The following is a 21,965-nucleotide window of genomic DNA, read 5'->3' as shown; positions in this document are numbered from 1 at the left end:
TACTCACGAAATCTTCATAATTATTATTTAGTATGTTATTATGAGGGTATTAAAATAATTTTCCTGGCACATTACTTGAAGTCACAATCAAAATAAAGTTGTCTAAAAAATATTAGGGTTTTGATTGACAAAAGTATCTGTAGACAAAAGGGAGTATCAAATATGACAAAGAAATTGTTGGTAATTGATGATGAAGATAGTCTGCGGGAAATTATTCAAATCTCGTTAGAGTCAGTAGCTGGTTGGGACATATTAACAGCATCTTCAGGTAGCGAGGGAATAAAAATTGCAGAATCTGAGCATCCTGATGCCATTTTACTAGATGTAATGATGCCTGGTATGGATGGGCCGACTACTTTTAAGCAGCTACAGGCAACTGCTGCAATCTGTGACATTCCTACTATTATGCTGACAGCTAAAGCTCAACCTCAAGAACAACAGCAGTTGAGAAATTTAGGAGTAGCAGGAGTAATTACTAAGCCTTGTCTACCCCAAGAATTAGTTGATGACATCTGTAAGATTCTTAATTGGAATCCAGTTATCCATCTATAAACTAAACGACTTTTATAAAAGTATCAAAATGTAGACTACAGTTTTAAAGACTCTACATAGATCATTCTATTAATGATGAAATGGCTAGTTCTCTCAATTTAAAACCCTCGCTAATTTTCAGCTTCAGGCAATTTTGAACTGGATTTTTACAAAGTCTCATTAAATTTTGTTTTGACGATCGCTGGAGTAATGTCGCCAATGTAAGTACTGACCGATCGCGCAGTTTCCACTAAAAAACTATTGGCATCTACAAAACATGGACTACAAGCCAAGACTGCCTCTAAAGGAACTGCTACAACTTGTCCATTTTGCCAGGCTACCATCTGTGCAGATTGTCCATCAGCTAATAAATCTACCGCAGCTTTACCAAAAGCGGTTGCTAACAAACGGTCTAAAGCTGAGGGAATACCACCTCGCTGGATGTGTCCTAAAACGGAAACCCGAATGTCAATTTGATGGTTACTGCAACAGCGAAGCTCATCGGCAATATATTGACCTATACCACAGGATGGCTTTTCGCAGGATTGAGGGCTAGATGAATCGGCTGCTATTTGAGCGCCTTCCGCCACAACGACAATTGCAAATCTGCGTCCCCAGCGATCGCGCAATTCTGCTAAATGTTCGCACACACCTTTAATTGTGTAGGGAATTTCGGGAATCAAAATCACATCTGCGCCACCTGCAATACCGGAGTGTAGTGCTAAATGACCTGCTTTGCGTCCCATAACTTCAACAATCATGACGCGATCGTGACTGGCCGCTGTAAATGTCAAACGATTTAGAGCATCAACAATCGTATTAACCGCCGTATCAAACCCAACTACTCTTTCTGTCTTCCCGACATCATTATCAATTGTTTTCGGAATGGCGATAAACTGCCAGTTTCCCTGACTTTGTAGTTGGTTGAGAATTGCTAAACTGCCATCTCCACCAATACCAATTAAGGCATCTAGTTCTAAAGCATGATAGCCTGCAACAATCTCGTCAATATGAGCTAGAGTATCGCCTTTGTTGATGCTACCCAGAATCGTACCCCCCATATTCAACAAGGGGTCAATCCCACGTAGGTCTAGACCATGTATCCTCAGAGGAATTGCCTTTCTCTCTAAAAGCCCTCTAGTTGCATAAGGAATACCCACTACCTGCCAGTTATAGGTGAGGGTGGCATGACTAACAACTGCCCTAATCACAGCATTAAGTCCGGGACAGTCGCCACCACTGGTAAGAATGCCAAGTCGTTTTTGCATAGTCATCACACCTCAACATTGAAGAAGGCAGGATAGCGAAGCGTTAGCGAGTCCGCGAGCGTCGGCAGAGGGCAGAAGGCAGAAGGTTCAATTTAGAAGGGGATTCAACACCGTACTTAATTGAGGCCACAAAACAAGAAAATTTGGTGGGGGTCTTAAACCCAAGTTCGGTTCTCTACGAGACGCACTCGCGTTCGGTCACGGGCCAGAGGACACGAGTCAGAATTCCCTTCTGCCTTCTGCCTCCTGCCCTCTGCCTTTCCCGATAAAAGTAGAGGAACCACTGACTACGTTCTATCTGTTGTAGCAGGTGGCGTGGCAGAAAGTAAGAGGCGGAAGATTAGGATTTCTTCTGCCTCGGCGTTTAAACCCTGTTTTGTCTATATCTTGAGGTTAAGCTAAAAATCTGTGGAAGTTGTGAGGACATAAACTTATATCCTTGATAACGCGGCGAAAATTAGGCATTCTTTCCGAAATCATAAATCTTTTCTCTGGATCTCTGCGCCTGGAGCCTGGTTAAATCATATTCTTATCCAGCAAAGCCAAAAATTTACTTCCTCTCCTCACAAGTTTCTCAAATTGTTTTCTTATCATCAAAACTGTGAGACTCATAATATCCTGAAGAGAGGAGAGGCTCAAACGATGAATTTAATATCTAGTGTTAAAAGTAACAACACAACAAAAATATCTTCTCTAACTCACGGTGATAAGCGCTTTAAAATGCTGGAAGCAACTATCAAACGCTACCAGTATGAACAGGATGCACTCATTGAAATATTGCATAAAGCGCAGGAACTTTTTGGCTATTTAGAAAACGATATATTAATTTACATTGCTCATAGTCTCAAACTGCCACCTAGTCGAGTTTATGGTGTTGCGACGTTCTACCATTTGTTTTCACTTGCACCTAGTGGCGTGCATACCTGTGTGGTGTGTACGGGTACAGCTTGTTACGTCAAAGGCGCTCTAGCTATCTTGGCAAACGTAGAAAAGTCTACTCATATTCACGCTGGTGAAACCTCCGCAGATGGTCAAATTTCACTGTTAACAGCAAGATGTCTGGGTGCTTGTGGAATTGCGCCTGCTGTAGTGTTTGATGGCACTGTTTTAGGCAATCAAACTGCTGAATCAGTCCTTGAGCGCATCAAAGGATGGTTGCAAGATGGATCTACCTGAATTAATTGAAATTTCCGAAAAAGAACGTGCTTTAGAGAAACCTGTGCAAATTCGCTGTTGTGTTGCAGCTGGTTGTCTATCTGCCAATTCCCAAGCCGTCAAACAGCGTTTGGAAGAGGCTGTTACAGCAGAAAATTTGGCAGAAACAGTAGAAGTTCGTGGCGTTGGTTGTATGCGTTTGTGCTGTAAAGGCCCATTAGTACAGGTTAGGAAAAACACCGAACCAGAAAGTCTAGGTAAGCTTTATGAGAAAGTTACACCTGGTGATGCCTTCTCAATTATCACTGCTCTCAATGGAGGAGAAACAACAGTTCAACAAGGTGATTTAACTCATCCATTTTTTACTGCTCAGATGCCGATTGTTTTAGAAAACAGTGGCAAAATCGACCCAGAACGCATTCAATCTTATATTGCCACCAAAGGTTATCAAGCGCTTTACCATGTCTTACGGGAGATGACACCCAACGAAGTAGTAGATACGATTACCCGCAGTGGTTTACGGGGACGTGGTGGTGCTGGTTATCCTACAGGTTTGAAATGGGCAACAGTTGCCAAAGCAAAAAGTAGCGAACAAAGCGATCGCAAATTCGTAATTTGTAACGCCGATGAGGGAGATCCGGGGGCATTTATGGATCGCAGCGTCTTAGAAAGCGATCCTCATCGCGTTTTGGAAGGAATGGCGATCGCAGCATATTCTGTAGGCGCAAATCAAGGCTACATCTACATTCGGGCAGAATATCCCATCGCTATCAATCGTCTGCAAACTGCCATTCGTCAAGCCCAACGCCTTGGCATTTTGGGCACTCAAATTTTCAACTCTCGATTTGATTTTAAGATTGATATTCGTATCGGTGCTGGGGCTTATGTTTGTGGTGAAGAAACTGCTTTAATGGCTTCTATTGAAGGTAAACGCGGCACTCCTCATCCCCGTCCGCCCTACCCTGCTGAGTCTGGTTTATGGGGTCATCCTACTTTAATTAATAACGTTGAAACCTACGCCAATATTGCACCCATTATTCGCAACGGTGCTGACTGGTTCGCCAGCATTGGCACCGAAAAGAGTAAAGGCACAAAGGTTTTTGCCTTGGCAGGCAAAATCCGTAACACAGGTTTGATAGAAGTACCGATGGGAACTTCATTAAAGCAGATTGTGGAAACAATGGGCGGTGGCGTACCAGATGGCGGTGTGGTAAAAGCAGTACAAACTGGCGGCCCTTCCGGGGGATGTATCCCAGCAACAGCTTTTGATAGTCCGGTAGATTATGAATCACTCACTCAATTGGGTTCGATGATGGGTTCCGGCGGCATGATTGTCATGGATGAAACTACCAATATGGTGGATGTCGCCCGCTTTTTCATGGAATTTTGTATGGATGAGTCGTGTGGTAAGTGCATTCCCTGTCGGGTGGGAACGGTACAGTTGTATCGCTTGTTAACAAAGATGAGTGAAGGTAAAGCATCTTTTGCTGACTTGGAATTGTTGGAAGAACTATGCGATATGGTGAAACATACTAGTTTGTGTGGTCTTGGTCAGTCTGCACCCAATCCGGTATTTAGTACTTTACGTTATTTCCGTGATGAGTATTTGGCTTTGATCAACGAACCCATTATTTAAAGCTCATATTAGAGAGTGTGACTAAGTTAGTCACCTTAATTAAACAATGTGTTCGTATGGAAGGGATTTAATATTGGTGCATTTTTTGATGACATATCTGATGCTAGATTACCGTTTTTGCCGACAGGGAATTTGAATAATAAACTCTGCACCCTGTCCAGGTGCAGAAATGCACTCTATTGTCCCGTGATGTTTGTCTACTACAATTTGATAAGTGATTGATAATCCTAAACCAGTACCTTGTCCAACAGGTTTAGTAGTGAAAAAAGGATCAAATATTTTTTGTCTGACACTATCACTCATACCAACCCCATTATCCCTAATGAAAATAGCGACTAAATCAGGATTGACTAATTGGGTACGAATAGCGATCGCACTAGAATCACTCTTAATTTCCTCTGCTGTTATTTCCTGATTTGACCTTTCTAAAGCATCAATTGCATTATTCAGAATATTCATAAATACCTGATTGAGTTGCCCAGCATAACATTCCACGTTTGGCAACTCACTATAATTTTTGATAATCTCAATTGCAGGCTTACCTGGTTTGGCTTGAAGACGGCTTTGCAAAATGAGTAACGTACTCTCAATTCCCTGATGAATGTTAACTGGTTTCATATCAGCCTCATCTAAACGAGAGAAATTACGCAATGTCAGCACAATTTCTCGAATGCGTTGCGTACCAATTTTCATCGAAGCTAAAGTTTTAGGTATATCTTCTTTAATAAAATCAACGTCAATATTCTCTAAAAACTCTTCAATGTCTGGTGCTACATTAGGGTAGACATTTTGATAAATATTAATTAAACTAAGTAAATCCTGTGTGTAATTATTAATGTGATCTAAATTGCCATGAATAAAGCTTACAGGGTTATTAATTTCATGAGCAATACCAGCAACCATTTGGCCCAAACTGGACATTTTTTCTGTCTGAATAAGTTGAGCTTGAGCTAATTTTAATTCATGTAGTGTTTGATTTAAACGCACATTCTTTTCATTTATCTCCCTCGTTCTTTCCTCAATTTTTTCCTCTAAATTTGCGTAGAGTCGGGCATTTTCTAAAGAAATAGCTGCTTGCGAAAATAGTATTTTTAATACCTGTATTCTATCCGACGTAAATGCTCCCACTGTTAAATTATTTTCTAAATAAAGTAACCCAATTAGTTTGCCTTGATTCACAATACAAGTACACATAAGAGATTTTATACAATGCTCAACAATGTACGGGTCTATCGTAAAACTTCCTTCACTACTGGCATCAGATAAAACCACATCTTTTTTTGTTCTTGTGACATAATTAATTACAGATACAGGCAATTTCTGGCTATTTTCGACTGGTATTGATTGACCAACAGTTAAATCATCTTGGTATACATCTGCTTGAGCCTCAATAAATAATTTTCCTCCTTTATCTAAAAGCAAGATACCAGTTTGAGCGCCAGCATTCTCAATTACAATTGTCATTAATTTTTCTAACAAGCTTTCCAATAAAATTACTTCTGATAAAGCTTGCGATGCTTTAATAACTGTAATAAAATCTAGTCCGCTTGACTTTTCATTAGCAGTAGAAGTAGTAATAGTATTACTTGTAAAGCCTAGTTGAGAGTGAGTGGAAACCTTAGCAATTAATTCTGGGTATTTTGATTCCAGATCCTTAAATTTAGCACTTGCTCCCCAACGGCGATAACCATAATGTGCCTTTGTCATGTAGAGGGAGGCAAATTCATTTCTTCCTAGACTGAGATAAAATTCTGCCGCACATTCATAAGCTAGCGCCTCTTCATGAATATATCCAAAATTATGAGCGCCTTGAATGGCGCGATCGTAGTGTTCCATTGCTACTAAGACTTGGCCTAAAAATCGTGCTTTTTCTGCTTCTACTAGATCGTATTTGTGCTGATTATTTGCAGGTGCATGATCTGCCCATTCTTTTAATTGTTTTTGATTTTGTTCTACTATCTCTATATCAGCTTTTGTATCTATTTGAGAAGTAGTCTTTAAAAAGAAGGCTAACAATGCCAGAGAATAATAAAATTTATATTCACATAGATAAACAGTCCCACCAACGGCAACTTCATACTGTTGTGCTAATTGAGCATTTTTAACAGACTGGCTATAATCTTTAAAGAAATAACTCAAAATGCTTTTGGCAAGATAACTATAAAAGATAGCTGTAATATTTCCTGCCATTCTCTGCATTACAGATTCATTAAAACTCTCACCTTCTAAGTAAGATTCATTATCAGTTCCTTGAACTAGTTCGATTATCATTTGTTCTAAAATAAGCAAACAAATGGTAAAATGTTCTTGTTTTATCTTGTGTGCTAAATTAATATATTGTTCTAGTCTTTGTTCAACAATCTCTAAGTTTTCTCCAACCCAAAAAGGATGCCAACAAACTAATAATCCATTGTAACCCACATACTCAATATCACCTGTATCTAAACCACTTTGAACACCATCTTGTAAAGGTTCTATAGTTGCTTTAATATGTTCTTTCCAATGTCTAACAAAAATATTAAATAGTGCATAAACTTTAGATTTGATTTCTCTAGCGTTGAATTTATCTAAAATCTGCAAAGATAATTTACCAAATCTATAACCTGATTCAATCTCCTTAAGAGGCCCACATAAAATTAGCCCATAAAAACCATAGGCGTAAGCTGCAAAAGATGAATTGCCATACTGCACACATAAATCAACCATCGTAAAAGCAATCAATGGTAAAAGTGCAGGATCGGCTAAATAAGCGGGAGGCATAGCTGTCATTAGTATCCTCATAGCAGCTAGCTTATGAGCATCAGTCATTTCTGGCAGATTGACTAATTCTTCAACTTTTAACTCTGCTGGTGGAGTTTGAGATAAAGAGACTCCCAGCATCTCTAGCACCTGCAAATCTAAATCTAATGCTTCTCGCATTTGATTTTGAGCAACATAAAACTGAATTTTTTTCTCATATACTTTAACAGCATCAAGAATACTTTTGCTATTGCTTATAACACTAATAAATAATGCTTCTGCTTGCTCAAAATTTGTATTTAAATACTCTGCTTCTACAGTTTCTACATGGAGGTTAAGAGTTAGTTCATAATAGTTTTGCCAACAATCGACTGCGAGTAAACTCAGACCTTGCCTCAGAAACTTTACAGCAGATTCGTAAGCAGCAGAATCCTTAGCTTTCTGTCCAGCAATAAGATTTAACTTAGCTATTTTATATCTTTCTTCTAGAGAGGTAATCAGTTGGATACCGATATTGAATTGGTTAACAATATCGAAGATCCTTTCTTCTACCAAACTTTCGTCTATATTCTTTAATAGCAGTCTACCAATATTTAAATGAATCTCTTTTTTCTGCTCATCGGGTATCAAAGCATAAGCCGCTTGTTGCACGCGATCGTGAAGAAATTTATAATCAATTACAAAAATCTCAACATAATCTAATAGATGTGGTAATTTATAATTATCGCTTAAAGGTAGAATTAAACCAGCTTGTAATGCTTCCCAAATCTCCAAAGCTGTGTCATTATGAGATTTTTCGTTAACACAAGAAAGTATATTTAAATTAAATCGATTGCCAATACAGGCAGCTATTTTTAAAATATTTTGTGTGGTGTCTTTGAGCTTCTGAATTTTACCTATCATCAATTCAACAACATTCTCAGTAATTTCTAGCGCCTGAATGTGCTGAATGTTCCATTGCCATTGACCAGTAAGAAAATCAAATAAAAGTAAATTTTCTTGATGAATAAACTTGAGTAATTGATTGATAAAAAATGGATTGCCAGCAGTTTTATTGAAAATCAATTTTGCTAATTCTTTGGAGTTCTCTAAACTAGATTTTAGAGTGTCGCTAACCAATTTACAAACATGAGTAATTTTTAGATTTTGACAGTGAATAATCTGTACAGGGCTATTATTTTTTTCAATTTCCTGCAAAACTAGCATTAAAGCATGGCTAGCATCAACTTCATTATCTCGATAAGCTCCGATGAGCAATAAATATTGGATTTCAGCATCTGTAATCAATAACTGAATTAATTTTAATGAAGCTAAATCTGCCCATTGTAAATCATCTAAAAATACAACTAATGGATGTTCTTTTTGAGCAAACACATTGATAAACTTTTGAAAAACCAAGTTAAAGCGATTTTGTGCTTCTGCTGAAGCTAGTTGTGGGACTTCTGTTTGTTTTCCAATAATCAGTTCTAGTTCAGGAATGACATCAATAATAATTTGAGCATTCGGAACTAAAGCCTCTAAAAGTTTTTCTTTCCAAGTAGATAGTTGTGCTTCACTGTCTGTCAGTAATTGCTGCATTAACTCTTGAAATGCTTGAATCAGGGAAGCATAAGGAATATTGCGCTGAAATTGCTCAAATTTACCAGCAATAAAATAGCCTCTGTTTTTGATAACAGGTTTATGAATTTCGTTAACTAATGCTGATTTACCAATACCTGAGTAACCTGCAACCAATATTAATTCTTTATTTCCTTGATTAACTTTTTCAAAAGCATTCATTAAGATATTTATTTCTGCTTCTCGTCCATACAACTTTTCGGGAATTTGCAGTTGGCTAGAATGATCCTGCTGGCCAATAGCAAAGTTGGTTATAGAATTAGTTTGCTCTAATTGATCGAGACAGGTTTCTAAATCCGCTTTAATCCCAAAAGCACTTTGATATCTTCCCTCAGCAGTTTTGCTGAGTAATTTCATAATAATTGCAGAAATTAATTGAGGGATTTGTGGATTTAATTGTTCTACTGCTATGGGTTGTCTAGCAATATGACAATGAACTAACTCCATTGGATCGGTTGCTGAGAATGGTAACTGACCTGTGAGCATTTCATAAAAAGTTACACCCAAAGAATAAAAGTCTGTACGGTAATCAACTGACCGATTCATTCTTCCCGTTTGCTCTGGAGACATATAGGCTAGAGTTCCTTCAAGCAAACCAGGATTACTGAGTTTGGGTTTCTCTTGAAAAAGTAATGATGAGATAGAAAAATCAATGATTTTAACTTGACAGGTTGCTAAATTAACAATAATATTTTGTGGTTTAATATCTTTATGGATAATATAACTTTGATGTAATTCACCTAAAGCTTGAGTAATTTGAATGCCTATGTTGAGAAAATTTCGTAACTCAATTTTTTCTGTCTGGATAGTTTTGTAGAGAGATATGCCATCAAAATTTTCTAAAACAATAGCAAAACCATTGTTGTATTTTTCTAAACTATGAGCTTGAATAACTCCTGGGATATCTAAATCTTTGATTAGCTCATATTCATGTTTAAAGGCTGCTATATCTTTGAGTTCAGGGTATTCTATTTTTAAAAGCTTAATAACTACTATTTGACCATCTTGATTTCTCTTGGCTCGATAAACAGCAGTTTTTATCCCTTCATCAATTAATTCTATAATTTGATAATTTGATAATGTAATCATTGGTAATACTAATATTTGAATAACATTTCAAAGTTTTAACTAACGATCCTATTATTCAGAGAATAATAAATACATTTTTAAAGTCCATTGTACAACAAACTTTAAAAATGTATCGGTTTACGAAATAGTCTAGGTTTTAGCAACCTCAATAATGCTAAATTCTGTTAAATTTGTCAAAATGCTCTTGATTAATTTGAATATACCTTTATAACCAAGAATCCCACTCACCAATAATTTCTTTGGTGTATTTTATATTGAAGCATTGGTTTAGAATGGCTCGTGTTGCTTGCATTGCAGACATAACTGTAGCTTCCACACAACCGGAATTGTAACCGTTGTTAATCCAGTCGCCAGCTAGATAAAGGTTATCAAACCCAGATTCATCAGTTTTGAGTCGATGCTTGCTACTTCCAGGTACAGACAGTACATAGCGTTCTGATGGGTTAATGTTAACTCGCCAGTATTGAGCTTTAAAGCGTTCTACTCCCTGACGGTTTTGAAAATCTATTAGTAAATCCCAATTCAAACCTTGGGGATTTTTTGGTTGAGTAGCATCAGGCCAAAGCTGTCCGATGTGATTGTTAAGGAAGTTAATTGCTTCTTGTTCTACCTTTTTTTGGGCTTTAGCTGGAAAATCATAAGCTGTGTGGGGAGGAATCCCTGGATCTGGAATTACACCGGTGAAATAAGCTGCATTGTAAGGATAATGATCGGAAGGCCAATTTTCTCGTTGTACTAACTCGCTCATATCTGCATAGACATCGAGTGGTTCAACGTAAGCTCCTAGTACAGGGCTAGATTGTTGCCATCCTAATTGCGATAAGGTAGGCTTAAGCCATATTTGTCCCCCTTGAGTAGTTACTGTCTTGACTTGCATTAACATATCGCTCCATTTTTGGTGAGCCGGATTTTTTTTAGCATGGAGCAATTCACTGCAAATGGAGGGTAAGGCGGCTATAGAAATTCCCAGCAACACAATATCAAAATCATTGCCTTTGGTGAGGGTAATTGTGTCTACATTCTGCCAAGGTGTCCAATATGACTCAAGGTTAATTTCTTGGTCTTGGAGTTTTTGGGCTTCTTCATCGACAATCTGATCATAAAGAGGTTCACTAGGCCAACAACCAATGTCTTTAACTGTGATAAGTGGTTGATATTCTTGCTTTGGATTTTTTAAATTTACTTGACGGGCCAAAGTTATACTGGCAATTGATTGCTGATTGTGATCCAAATGCAACTGCTTGACAACATGGAAGAACTTGAATTTTACACCACGACGCTTTAGCACTTCATATAGTGGAGTGATGACTACCTCTGCCATCCCTGATTGCATTTTCCACATGATTGCGCCATTGTATTTGAACAAGATAGTGGTGAGGACACGAATAGCTGTTCCGGCTGCTAGTTGGGGTCTATCGGTATTACCTTCTGGAAAACCATACACTAAATCGTATAAGACGCGAATAAATGCTGATTTAACGCTTGATTCTCTAGCTCCGTGTTTTAGTAGCCAATCTCTGTAGTTGTACTCATCTAAACTATCTAGGGAACGAAAATGAATGATCTCATCCACAAACAAACCCCGGATGTTTGCTAATGCTAAATCGATGAGTGTTAAACGCCAAAGCATATCAGGGTTTTGCCCAATCTTACATTCTATCTGACAGATTAACTGTTCTTGAAAGCGGTCTATGAGCTTAATAATTAGCTGATGATGTTCGCGTCTGTGATTTTTGGTATTTTTGGGCAGTGATTTAGCTAGGTTGTAGGCAAGATTTAAGAATACTTTTTCAGAAGTAAAATCTAGGTTTTGAAGGATATTACCAATAAATTGGTTGATATTGTTCAGCCATCCTCCCCAAAACATGGGTTGTTGGAGAAATAACTGAATCAACTGGCTAGGAAACTGCAAGAGACTACTATCTGATAAAAATTCCATTACCTCTTTGCCTAATGCTATTTGTTTGGCAACAGATGTTGAAGAACTTTTAGTAGACTTTGACTGACTATAATCATCAATTACTCCGTAAGTCTGAATGACAAAATGAATGGTTGTGCAGATATGTTCCCAAAGAGAAGAAATGCCGCCACCTTCCCAAGGAACTAGAGAATTGGTAGGAAAATTAAAAGGCAGAGTTTTCCAATTTTTATTGATGTATTCTTCTAAGACGATGAGACTGTGAGGTTTGAATGCGTCTTCTATGGTACTGAAAGGCCCGTTACCACCTAATTCGTCGTAGCATTGCTTGAGTAGACGAAAAGCATTTTCGTAGAATCCAAAAAAAATGTGCAGTCCGTGTTCTTCGATGCGATAGTCTGGTTCAGAATTGGGTGTATGGGGTTTGATGTTGCGTCCAGTTGCACATTTACCACCCAAACGCCAACCTGTTTGATAAATAGTAATATCGTAGAGGCTATCCCACCCTGGTTGACTGGTTAATTCATAAGCAGTGGTTAGGGATGATATTCCACCGCCTAAAATAGCGATTTTTTTGGGCTTAAAGGTTTCAGACATATTTGTTTTTCGTGATAGATGCGAGTTGAGAAAGTTTGGGCGACTAGAAGTTTGGGCGACTAGAAGTCGCACGCCAGGTGCTACCCTGCGGGAACGCTAAGAGCGAACAAGTCGGCAAAGCCGCCCAACGCACTGGCTTGGCTACACAGGCAAAACCTGCCTTCGCAGGTTAGTAAACCCTTGATTTTGCATTAGATGGACTTTGCTTGTGTAGTAGGGAATTATATTTGCCCAATGCTAATTTTTCTGTGGTGCTTGCCAAACGGCTTTCCCATCTTTGAGGGTGAAGTCGAAGTGCAGCACGAAACCAAGTTTGACGGGGATAGTTATGGATTCGCTACCTGCGGGATAGCCTTTGTGTAGTCCTAAGTCTTGGACGATTGGTTGGCTAGCGAAATTATTGATTTTTAGTTGAAATTGATCGCCAAAGAGTTTTCCGCCATAGAAGGTTTGTAGCTGCATGGGGGATTCAATCAGTGCTTGATAGCAGGCTTTTTTGCTGTTTTCTACGTCGCGGATTTGTTTGAGGGTAACGAGAGGGACGATTTTTTCTAGGAGATATTCGAGGAGATTGAAGGGTAACTGTAAGCCAGGAATCAGAATTTCGTTATTGTCAAATAATAAACTAGCGATCGCTCTTGCTGCTTCTTCAAAGGTGTCCCATGTCTTGATGGCTTGATGTTTCTCTCCTGTATTGACGCGTTGAACTTCCAGCAGGCGAGCCTCTATAGATTGGCTTGTAGGAGAAAATTCTTTAAATACTAAGGTATCTACAGTAAATAAATCCGGTTCTTTATTTAATTCAGGGATCTGAAATAGGCCAAGTTCTTTAAAGAAGCCATAGACTTCTCTACCCGAAACTAGGATGGGAGAATTATTCACGTACACGTAAGGCATAAACCAAGCTAGGCGTTCGGCTATGAATAAAGGCCCGACTCTTTTACCTACCACTGTTAACATCCAAAAGATGGCTTCTTCTTCATGCACAGTTCCTTTGTCATAGTCGGGAGGATAGATGGAACTTAAAGAATCTATCTTGTTGAAGGTCAGGACGAGATAGTTCATGGCTGGTCGATATTCAATCTCTCCATTATTGGGATCGTTGAGATATTTATCACAGACCTCTTGCAACTTCGCCATTGAACCCTCAACGACAAAGCCGTACATTTTTGTCCCTTTGATTTCATAGGGTTGGTTAAAAGCCTGTCCATCTGCCCGTTCTATATATTTGGGATATGGTGATTTGTCACCACCTCCGCAAAAGTAATTTTTGAAAAAACTATTCATATCTTGTTCCATATTTTTGCCTTTTACTGCTAAATCTTGGAACAATTGATCCGGCTTTTGTTGCATCCGGGTAAAGTAATTCGTGAGTTTTTGGGGCTCCTGAAGTAGGGCCGTAAATTCACTAACAGCACCTAAAGCTGTATGGAAACTTGTTTGCATTGTCTGCAAAGGGTTGTTGGGGTTCATCGTATTTTGGGTAAGTGGCTTGGTTCTTTTTATACCAGTCTAGTTGCCTAATCATATATACAGAGAGATGAGAATATTAGATACCTCTCTGTTTCTGTCCTATTGTGTCAAAGGAGTTTTAATTTGTCCTTATTAAAATTAGAAATTTTGGAAAAATGCTTAAAAATGCTTATATTAAGTGCGTTTTAAGCTTTTCTCTGGTTCAGGGATGCTGTGTCATATACTTCTCTGGTGCCCAGTTCAACCGTTTGAGCAACATGAATTAACCTCTTTAGTTTGTCTTGCTCCAGCTAAACATTGCTCAGGTAGAGGTTCTCACCATAATTACCAATAATTTGATGTTAACTTTACAAAGGTCAGAAAATAGTGAAATTTTATTCAAGAATAAAATTTAAACTTGCGTAATAGGACGTAGAAGCAGTAAATTGCTCAAAAGACTTACACCGAAATTGTACTGAATTATTTACCTTTTGTATCTTCTTGATTTGTGTGAATAAATGTTTTAAATCCTTTAGGAATATCCTATGAAATCAAGTAATGTAATGCGTGGTGTAAAGGTTTTGCCTTCTGTACTATCACTTACTTTTTATGATGAATATTCCAGTCATATCATAGGCTATTTTTCACATCACAGTTCATATAATCGGCTAGTGATTATACTGACTAATTTAAAGCAACGTAAGACTTTATAAGGAATTAATTCATTCAAAAATTTAGTTGGAGAAGAATTCAGAAGTCAGAATCAAGACGCGAGGCTAGAATACTCGCTATCGTAAACTCGCTCTAAGCATACTCCTGCAAAGAAGCAAGCTATGTATAGGGTCTCTAATTGCTATGCCGCAGGTTTTAGAGGATGTTTGAAAAGTCCTCTTCTCGGTAACAAAGCGTTTAGATCCCCCTAAATCCCCCTTAAAAAGGGGGACTTTGACTCCGGTTCCACCCTTTTTAAGGGGAGCCAGCGCGGTCTTCTCCCAAGGGGAGACGCTAAAAGCGATGGGGTCTCCCCCGCCGCAGGATGCGCGAAGCGCTGTAGTGGAGCGACTGGGGGGGTTAGGGGGAGATCAATAAGTGCAAAGATACAGCCAACTACTTTTTAAACAACCTCTTAGGCGGCTCTTTCGGTCAGGAGTCAGAATGGGCTAAACCCTAGCTATCCGCTAACAGAATGAATTCGTTTTGATTAAAATCACTTGCCCTAAACCAGAAAACTCAATGCTGTATCAAAATTTTCAAACTCAAGCCGAGCTAGATTACCAGTACAATCCCAGTGAACTAGGTCTTGATATACCTGGATACATGAATTTGTATGCCGCAAACAGTGCTAAGGTGCGTGAAAAATTGCGCTGTCATCTAAATGTTTTTTTTGGTTCTACCTTAGTCGAACATCTAGATATTTTTCCTGCCACGCAACCACAAGCACCAATTTTGGTATTTATCCACGGTGGCTATTGGATAATGTCCGACAGTAAAGATTTTAGCTTTGTCGCCCAAGGTCTTGTAGCTGCCAATGTTACAGTGGTGGTGGTCAACTATGCCTTGTGTCCCAAAGTAACCATTGATGAGATTGTCCGCCAAAATCGTTCAGCGATCGCCTGGATTTATAATAATGCAGAAAGCTTTGGTGCAGACCCCAATCGCATCCATGTAGCTGGTCACTCAGCCGGTGGTCACTTAACTGCGATGCTCATGGCTACAGACTGGAAAAACGACTATGGACTACCAGATGACATCATTAAAGGTGGTTGTGCTATTAGCGGTTTGTTTGATTTGATGCCATTTCCCTACACTTGGCTACAACCCAAAATCCAATTTACTTGGGGTGAAGTTCTTCGCAATAGTCCTATCCGCCATCTTCCTGAAAAAGCTGGTTCTCTACTTGTAACTTATGGCGGCAAAGAGACTTCAGAGTTTGAACGACAATCGCTAGATTTTCTGGCTGCATGGAAAGAAAAAGAATTGCCTGGTGAATATTTACCACAGCCTAATGAAAACCACTTTACGATCGTGAATGGTTTTTTAGATAGTGATAGTCCATTGTGTACGGCTATTTTGAGACAAATAATGGTATTGGAAAAGGAACCCAAATTTTGAAGCTTTAGTTTCTTCTAATACTACAGTAGAGCAATTCTTTTTATCTTTTAAGAACGTCGGGATGAGGGGGCTAGCACTGCAATCTTTAAAGTACTGCAACAAATATAATTGTCAGAATCAATCCCTGTGGTTAGGGATTAATCTAGCGATCGCTCATACGGAACCGCGATCGCTTTTCTAATGAATCAAGCCGCGATCGCACTACTTTACAAATCCCACACTTCCCACACTTCCCACACTTCCCACACTTCCCACACTCCCCACACTCCCCACACTCCCCTGCCTGACAGTTTGGCGCACTAGCGGAAATTTTTATTTTTGGGTAGTAGAATATTTTGTACAAAGCGATCGCGTCCTGCTGCCTTTGCTTGATACAATGCCCGATCTGCTGCGGCAATCATTTCTTCCAAGTCAGAATCTGACTGAGGAATTTCTGTCGTAAACCCGACACTAATGGTTACATGAGGACTAACTTGGGAATTTTCATGAGGTATTGCTAATGTTCGGACAGTATGGCAAATTTTCTTGGCAACATGAGTCGCCCCTTCGGTGTCTGTGTTAGGTAAAATCACAGCAAATTCTTCCCCACCATAACGGGCAACTAAATCTCCGGGACGTTTAATAATATATTTGATGGCCTTAGCAATTTCTTGAAGACAGCGATCGCCTACTCGATGCCCATAAGTATCGTTATATAATTTGAAGAAATCAACGTCGCAAAGAATCAGGGAAAGAGGCCGTTGATCCCGTTTTAGACGCTGCCATTCTTGGTTAAAATACTCTTCAAAGCGTCGGCGGTTAGCTATTTGAGTTAATCCATCAATAGTAGCTAATCGCTGTAATTCCAAATTAACGGTTTCCAGTTTTCGTTGTAACTGAGATTGCTGAATCAAGCGTTTTACCCGTTGTCGCAAAACTGGCCAGTGAATCGGTTTGGTAACATAGTCCATTGCTCCCACTGCAAATGCCCGGTCAACTGACTCTTGATCCTCAAGTCCTGTAATCATTAAAACTGGAGTGTGCTTGCTGCAATCAAGAAGTTCTAAGTTAGTGCAACACTCGAACCCATCCATATCCGGCATGATGGCATCAAGAAGTATTATGTCAGGGCGCAGTTCTTTAAAAGCAGTTAAAGCCTCTCTGCCATTTTGAGCTTCCGCTATTTTATAGCCTTCCCGCTCCAAGAAATGCCGAAGTATCATCCGGATAAAAGGCTCATCATCAACAATTAGAACTAAAGATTGGCTTTCTTGAGCAGTAGCTGTCATGGTATTTCCTTCGCAAGTTCTTTTTCTAACGCAGTTTTAACTTGTTCATATTCCTGGCATAACTGCGGGAGTAATTCTACGGTGTTTTCTAATTCACTGCTCCGTCCCTGTGCTTCTAAAACCTTGCAAAGCTGTGCTAAAGCGATCGCTCCAATAGAGGCACTGCTAGACTTCAGTTGATGGGCTACCTTCCATATAGTCTGGGTATCCCGATTTGCGATCGCAGTGCTAATATCTTGTACCAGTCTCGGTGTCTCTGTAAGATAACACTTAATTAGTTCAGCAAATACAACACGATCGCCTCTGACGATATCCCGTAAGGATTGGAGAATTTTGGCATCAATTTTGGCACTTTTTAATGTCTGGTTTTGCCCTTCTTGGAGAATATTTTGCCAAGGTTGCAATTCTAAGTACATCGCTCGATCTTGTTTGACTATGGAAGTGACTTCAAGACTTCTTTGGCGTGGGCATTTGCTGAGTGCCTGAGCTAATTTTTGAAGCTGAATCGGTTTGCTAATGTAGTCATTAATACCAGCAGCAAGACAAATTTCGCGATCGCCTCGCATCGCATTGGCAGTTATCGCAATGATATGCGGACGAAAACCAACTTCCCATTCTTGACAGATTCTCCGAGCTGTTTCTAAACCATCCATTTCTGGCATGTGGACATCCATCAACACTAGGTCATAAGGCTGTTTTTGCAAAGCCTTGAGTACTTCTACCCCATTAGTTACGACATCAGCTGAATAACCTATTTTCTGTAGCATCAGTAAGGCAACTTTCTGATTGACAACCGTATCTTCTGCCAAAAGAATCCTTAATGGCAGTGGATAGGCCAAATGCCGATCAACCAAGGGAAAATCATAAATACTCGCTTGGCTTGGCTGATTTCCTAAAACACGGGTCATAACATCGTAGAGTTGAGACTGTTTGATGGGTTTGCTCAAAAAGGCAACATCGAGATCACCAAAGTCAGAGAATGTTTCTCCTCTACCTAAAGAAGTAAGAATCACTAAAGGTAGATTTTGACAACCAGATTGCCTGCGGATTTGACGAGCTAGGGTTATGCCATCCATTGCTGGCATTTCCATATCTAAAATGGCAATGTCAAACTGTGTTCCCTGAGCAAGTTGAGCTAACGCTTCTTTCGCAGATTTGGCAGCATAAGTTTCCATTTTCCAAGATTCTGCTTGCAAGCTGATAATTTGACAGTTAGTCAGATTGTCATCCACAATCAACAGGCGCTTTCCCTGAAGCTGCATCGACGAATTACTAAGTTCACCTTCTGGAACAGCAGGCACTTGGGCAGTAATGGTGAAGTAGAATGTTGAACCTTGGGAAGAATAAGGAGATGATAATGATTTTCTACTTTTCCATCTAGGGCTAGGATTGCCACCAACAATCCCTTGGCTTTCCACCCAAAGAGTGCCCCCCATCATCTTACTAAGCCGCTTGCTAATGACTAGCCCTAGCCCTGTGCCGCCATATCGTCGAGTCATGGAGACATCAGCCTGAGTGAAGGGATGAAATAACCGCTCTATTTTCTCTGGTGTGATGCCAATACCTGTATCTTTGATGGCAAATTGAATTTGGATTGGGGACTCAGAAGAGGCAGAGGAGCAGGCTTGCCGTGAGCGTAGCCGAACGGGGGAAGGGTGCAGAGGAGAGGAATTTTCCCCCTGCTTCCCTGAATCTCCAGCCCCCAGTTCAACAGAGAGTAACACTTCTCCATATTCAGTAAACTTAATGGCGTTGTTGAGGAGATTCATTAAGACTTGGCGCAGACGTGTCATATCGCCAACGATCTGAGTCGGAACTTGCGGTTGGATTAGGTAAACTAGTTCGATATCTTTTTGGGCAGCTTTCGGGGCTAATAGAGAAATAGCCTGTTCTACACAAGCTCTCAAATCAAAAGGCTGTTCTTCTAATTCCAGCTTTCCCGACTCAATTTTGGAGAAATCTAGAATGTCGTTGATGATGGTGAGCAAAGCATCTCCGCTACTGCGAACTGTTTCTACAAAGTCTTGCTGTTGCGGGGTGAGGTCAGTATCCAGCAGAAGATCGGTCATACCAATAACAGCATTCATTGGAGTCCGAATTTCGTGGCTCATCATTGCTAAAAACTCACTTTTTGCCCGATTTGCGGCTTCAGCCTGACGTTTTGCCTGCTCCAAAGCAAAGTTTTTCAAGGTAAGTTCTTCCCGTCGGCGGGTTTCTTGTTCCAGTAAGTGAGCCTGTGCTAGAGCAATACCCAGTTGAGCCGCTACTGCTTCTAGTAATTCGATTTCGTCTGGTGTCCACTGGCGAAAATAGCTGCACTGATGTAATCCGATCGCACCATTGGGTTCTCCTTGATAGGAGGTGCGGATTGACAGCATAGACTTCAGTTTAATTTTTCGGCAGATAGGTTCGGCCGCCTTAAGTAAAGGATCGGCATACACATCAGGAGAGGCGATCGCAGTTTCTTGTGCCATCATCTTCTCTGCATGGGGATTATTAGTCATGGGAACTTCCAATCCCAACACTGAGCAGGGACTAGAAAGTGTATTATACTGTGCTACTAAAGGAATTTTCGGAATGGGGTCGCAAACATAAGAATGGATCAGACAGCGATCAACTTTAAACGCTTGTCCAATTTGGGTAGCAGCTGTCTCAAAGATTTTGCTGGTATCAAGACTTTGACGAATTTCTTGAGTAATTTGTTCAAGTAGTAGGGTGCGATGCAATTGGCGTTGCAATGCTTCTTTAGCTCGTTTGTTTTCGGTAATATCTTGATTTATGCCAACAGTGGCAACAGTTTTTCCCTGTTCATCCTGTAAAGGGACTACAGTTGTTTCGCAAATTCTCTCACTGCCATCTTTACCAAGAAAGTGTATTTCCCCTGACCAGCGTCCTTGCTGGTTGACTGTTTCGAGAATTTTAGTGCTTAATGTTGCGGCTACTTCCGGTTGATGCAAAATACTGATATGTTTAGCCAAAATCTCAGCTTTAGTATAACCAAACATGCTTTGGGCAGCAGGATTCCAGTCAATAATATTTCCGGTTAAATTTGTGATAATTACGCCATCATTCATGTTTTCAAAAGTGAGAGCTTGCTGATGCAGGCTGGCTTCAGCTTCCTTGCGGTGGCTAATATCTGTCTGAATTCCAATAAAGTGGCTTAACTTCCCATTTTCGTCATCAATAGGAGAAATACCCAATTCATTCCAGAATAAGATACCATCTTTGCGATATTTACGGAGAATAACTTTACAACTTGTTCCAGCTTGAATAGATGAGCGCAGTTCATTGAGTCCTGATTGCTGTATATCTGCGCGTTGCAAAAATCTACAGTTTTGCCCAATCACATCAGTAGCGCTGTAACCTGTTATTTGTTCAAAGGCGCAGTTGACGTAAATTACTGGATTATAGGGAAGTCTAGCATCGGCAATGATAATTCCATTATTGGTAGCAGCAAGTGCCCTCTCCTTCAGCCTCAAGGTTTCTTCAATCTGCTTTAAATCACTAATGTCAAACATAAACCCCTTCAGCGTAGTAGGAGTTTCTGCTGTTTCAACTACCCTAACAACGTCTCGCAGCCAAACAACTCGCCCATCGGCTGCTAGCATCCGGTATTCTAATTCGTGATTCTCGCACCTAGCAGTTGCTTCTTGACGAAAACGAACGGATTTTTCCCGATCGTCTGGATGCAGATGATTGTACCAAAAATTTTTCTCGTACCATTCTGCGATCGCATAATTTAGCAAGTCTACTGCTTGCGGCCCAACGTAGGTAAATCGACCAGTTTTCAAGTCTAATTCCCAAGGGATGACTTTGACAGTTTCCAGTAACTGGTGCAGACGCTTCTCGCTGCAACGAAGGGCAAGTTCTATTTGTTTCTGTTCAAAAATCTTGTGAGTTAAATCCTGATTTATTGCTTTTATCACCAGGACTAAACAGATTGGTAATGTCAGCGTGACAACCAATAACCCTGTAATCAATACTACTTGTGTTAATAACCTTGGAGTCTGAATTGAAAGTTGCTGGCAGAGTAAAACTACAGAGATTGAGAAGAAGATCCCTAGCAATAAAGCTAGTAATTTTTCTTTGTGGAAAAATATTACAGCTTTTAACCAGTGATATCGGCACTGTTTGACCACTTATTAACCCTCAAGCACTTTCTTTCAGGGCTTATCACACTAACCTTTACTTTTAAGTAATTTAAAATATCAATAGCAAGGGGGCAATTACGGATTTTTTTAAGTAATTATGAGTTAGGCATTGACAGGAAAGACCAAGTGTAGTTTTGTAGTTTTGTAGGTTGGGTGCAGCGATCGCGTAACCCAACCTAAATAAGGTGGTAATGTTGGGTTGCGTTTCACTCCACCCAACCTACATCAATAAATATATTTTTTAAAAAACTCTAGGTTTCAACATAGATGAGGTTTAATATAATGGTAAAAAATTTTAATAACTTCTGCTTCTAATTAATTAAGTAGGCGAGAATAATCAAAGGAAATTAAGTAATGTAATAAATACAGTGGATTGCCAGTAAGTGAGGTACACAATGCAGAATTCACGCATCATATATAAAGAGTTTCTAC

General features: G+C 39.7%; 10 protein-coding genes. 4 read left to right on the top strand and 6 right to left on the bottom strand.

Features of this window, described 5'->3' with window-relative positions:
• Positions 1-162: 162 nt before the first annotated feature.
• Positions 163-552, top strand: a complete 390-nt coding sequence (locus tag GJB62_RS02025) for a response regulator (protein WP_114084411.1) — start codon at positions 163-165, stop codon at positions 550-552.
• Between the two features lie 146 nt (positions 553-698).
• Here GJB62_RS02025 and GJB62_RS02020 read toward each other — a convergent pair whose 3' ends face one another.
• The gene (locus GJB62_RS02020) at positions 699-1,799 is read right to left on the bottom strand and encodes an ATP-dependent 6-phosphofructokinase (RefSeq protein WP_114084410.1); all 1,101 of its coding nucleotides are present in this window, start codon (positions 1,797-1,799) and stop codon (positions 699-701) included.
• 642 nt (positions 1,800-2,441) lie between these two features.
• Between GJB62_RS02020 and hoxE the strand changes: the two genes are divergently transcribed.
• Both hoxE and GJB62_RS02010 read left to right on the top strand, forming a co-directional pair.
• Positions 2,442-2,975 carry a bidirectional hydrogenase complex protein HoxE gene (gene hoxE / locus GJB62_RS02015; protein WP_114084409.1) on the top strand — a complete coding sequence of 178 codons (534 nt, stop codon included), beginning with the start codon at positions 2,442-2,444 and terminating at the stop codon, positions 2,973-2,975.
• A complete protein-coding gene (locus GJB62_RS02010) occupies positions 2,962-4,590 on the top strand; it encodes a NuoF family protein (RefSeq protein ID WP_114084408.1) in 1,629 nt (542 codons plus the stop codon). Before hoxE ends, GJB62_RS02010 begins: the two co-directional genes overlap by 14 nt.
• A 108-nt stretch (positions 4,591-4,698) precedes the next feature.
• On the opposite strand, the gene GJB62_RS02005 is transcribed toward GJB62_RS02010, so the two are convergent.
• The 3 genes from GJB62_RS02005 to GJB62_RS01995 form a co-directional block, all read right to left on the bottom strand.
• Positions 4,699-10,035 carry an ATP-binding sensor histidine kinase gene (locus tag GJB62_RS02005; protein WP_114084407.1) on the bottom strand — a complete coding sequence of 1,779 codons (5,337 nt, stop codon included), beginning with the start codon at positions 10,033-10,035 and terminating at the stop codon, positions 4,699-4,701.
• Between the two features lie 205 nt (positions 10,036-10,240).
• Positions 10,241-12,550, bottom strand: a complete 2,310-nt coding sequence (locus tag GJB62_RS02000) for an NAD(P)-binding protein (RefSeq protein ID WP_114084406.1) — start codon at positions 12,548-12,550, stop codon at positions 10,241-10,243.
• Between the two features lie 237 nt (positions 12,551-12,787).
• Positions 12,788-14,023 (bottom strand): hypothetical protein, encoded by a 1,236-nt coding sequence (locus tag GJB62_RS01995; RefSeq protein WP_114084405.1) that lies wholly within the window; start codon positions 14,021-14,023, stop codon positions 12,788-12,790.
• Positions 14,024-15,235: 1,212 nt separating this feature from the next.
• Here GJB62_RS01995 and GJB62_RS01990 point away from each other — a divergent pair.
• On the top strand, positions 15,236-16,114 hold the full coding sequence (locus tag GJB62_RS01990; protein WP_114084404.1) for an alpha/beta hydrolase: 879 nt from the start codon (positions 15,236-15,238) through the stop codon (positions 16,112-16,114).
• A gap of 299 nt (positions 16,115-16,413) precedes the next feature.
• On the opposite strand, the gene GJB62_RS01985 is transcribed toward GJB62_RS01990, so the two are convergent.
• Together GJB62_RS01985 and GJB62_RS01980 are read right to left on the bottom strand one after the other, a co-directional pair.
• On the bottom strand, positions 16,414-17,382 hold the full coding sequence (locus GJB62_RS01985; protein ID WP_114084403.1) for a PleD family two-component system response regulator: 969 nt from the start codon (positions 17,380-17,382) through the stop codon (positions 16,414-16,416).
• The gene (locus GJB62_RS01980) at positions 17,379-21,521 is read right to left on the bottom strand and encodes a PAS domain S-box protein (RefSeq protein ID WP_114084402.1); all 4,143 of its coding nucleotides are present in this window, start codon (positions 21,519-21,521) and stop codon (positions 17,379-17,381) included. The genes GJB62_RS01985 and GJB62_RS01980 overlap by 4 nt, the downstream gene beginning before the upstream one ends.
• Between the last annotated feature and the right edge of the window lie 444 nt (positions 21,522-21,965).

Source organism: Nostoc sp. ATCC 53789 (assembly GCF_009873495.1).
In the GTDB taxonomy this organism is placed as follows: Bacteria; Cyanobacteriota; Cyanobacteriia; order Cyanobacteriales; family Nostocaceae; genus Nostoc; species Nostoc muscorum_A.
The sequence above is the reverse complement of the archived record's forward strand: the minus strand, read 5'-3'. Positions and strand labels throughout refer to the sequence as shown.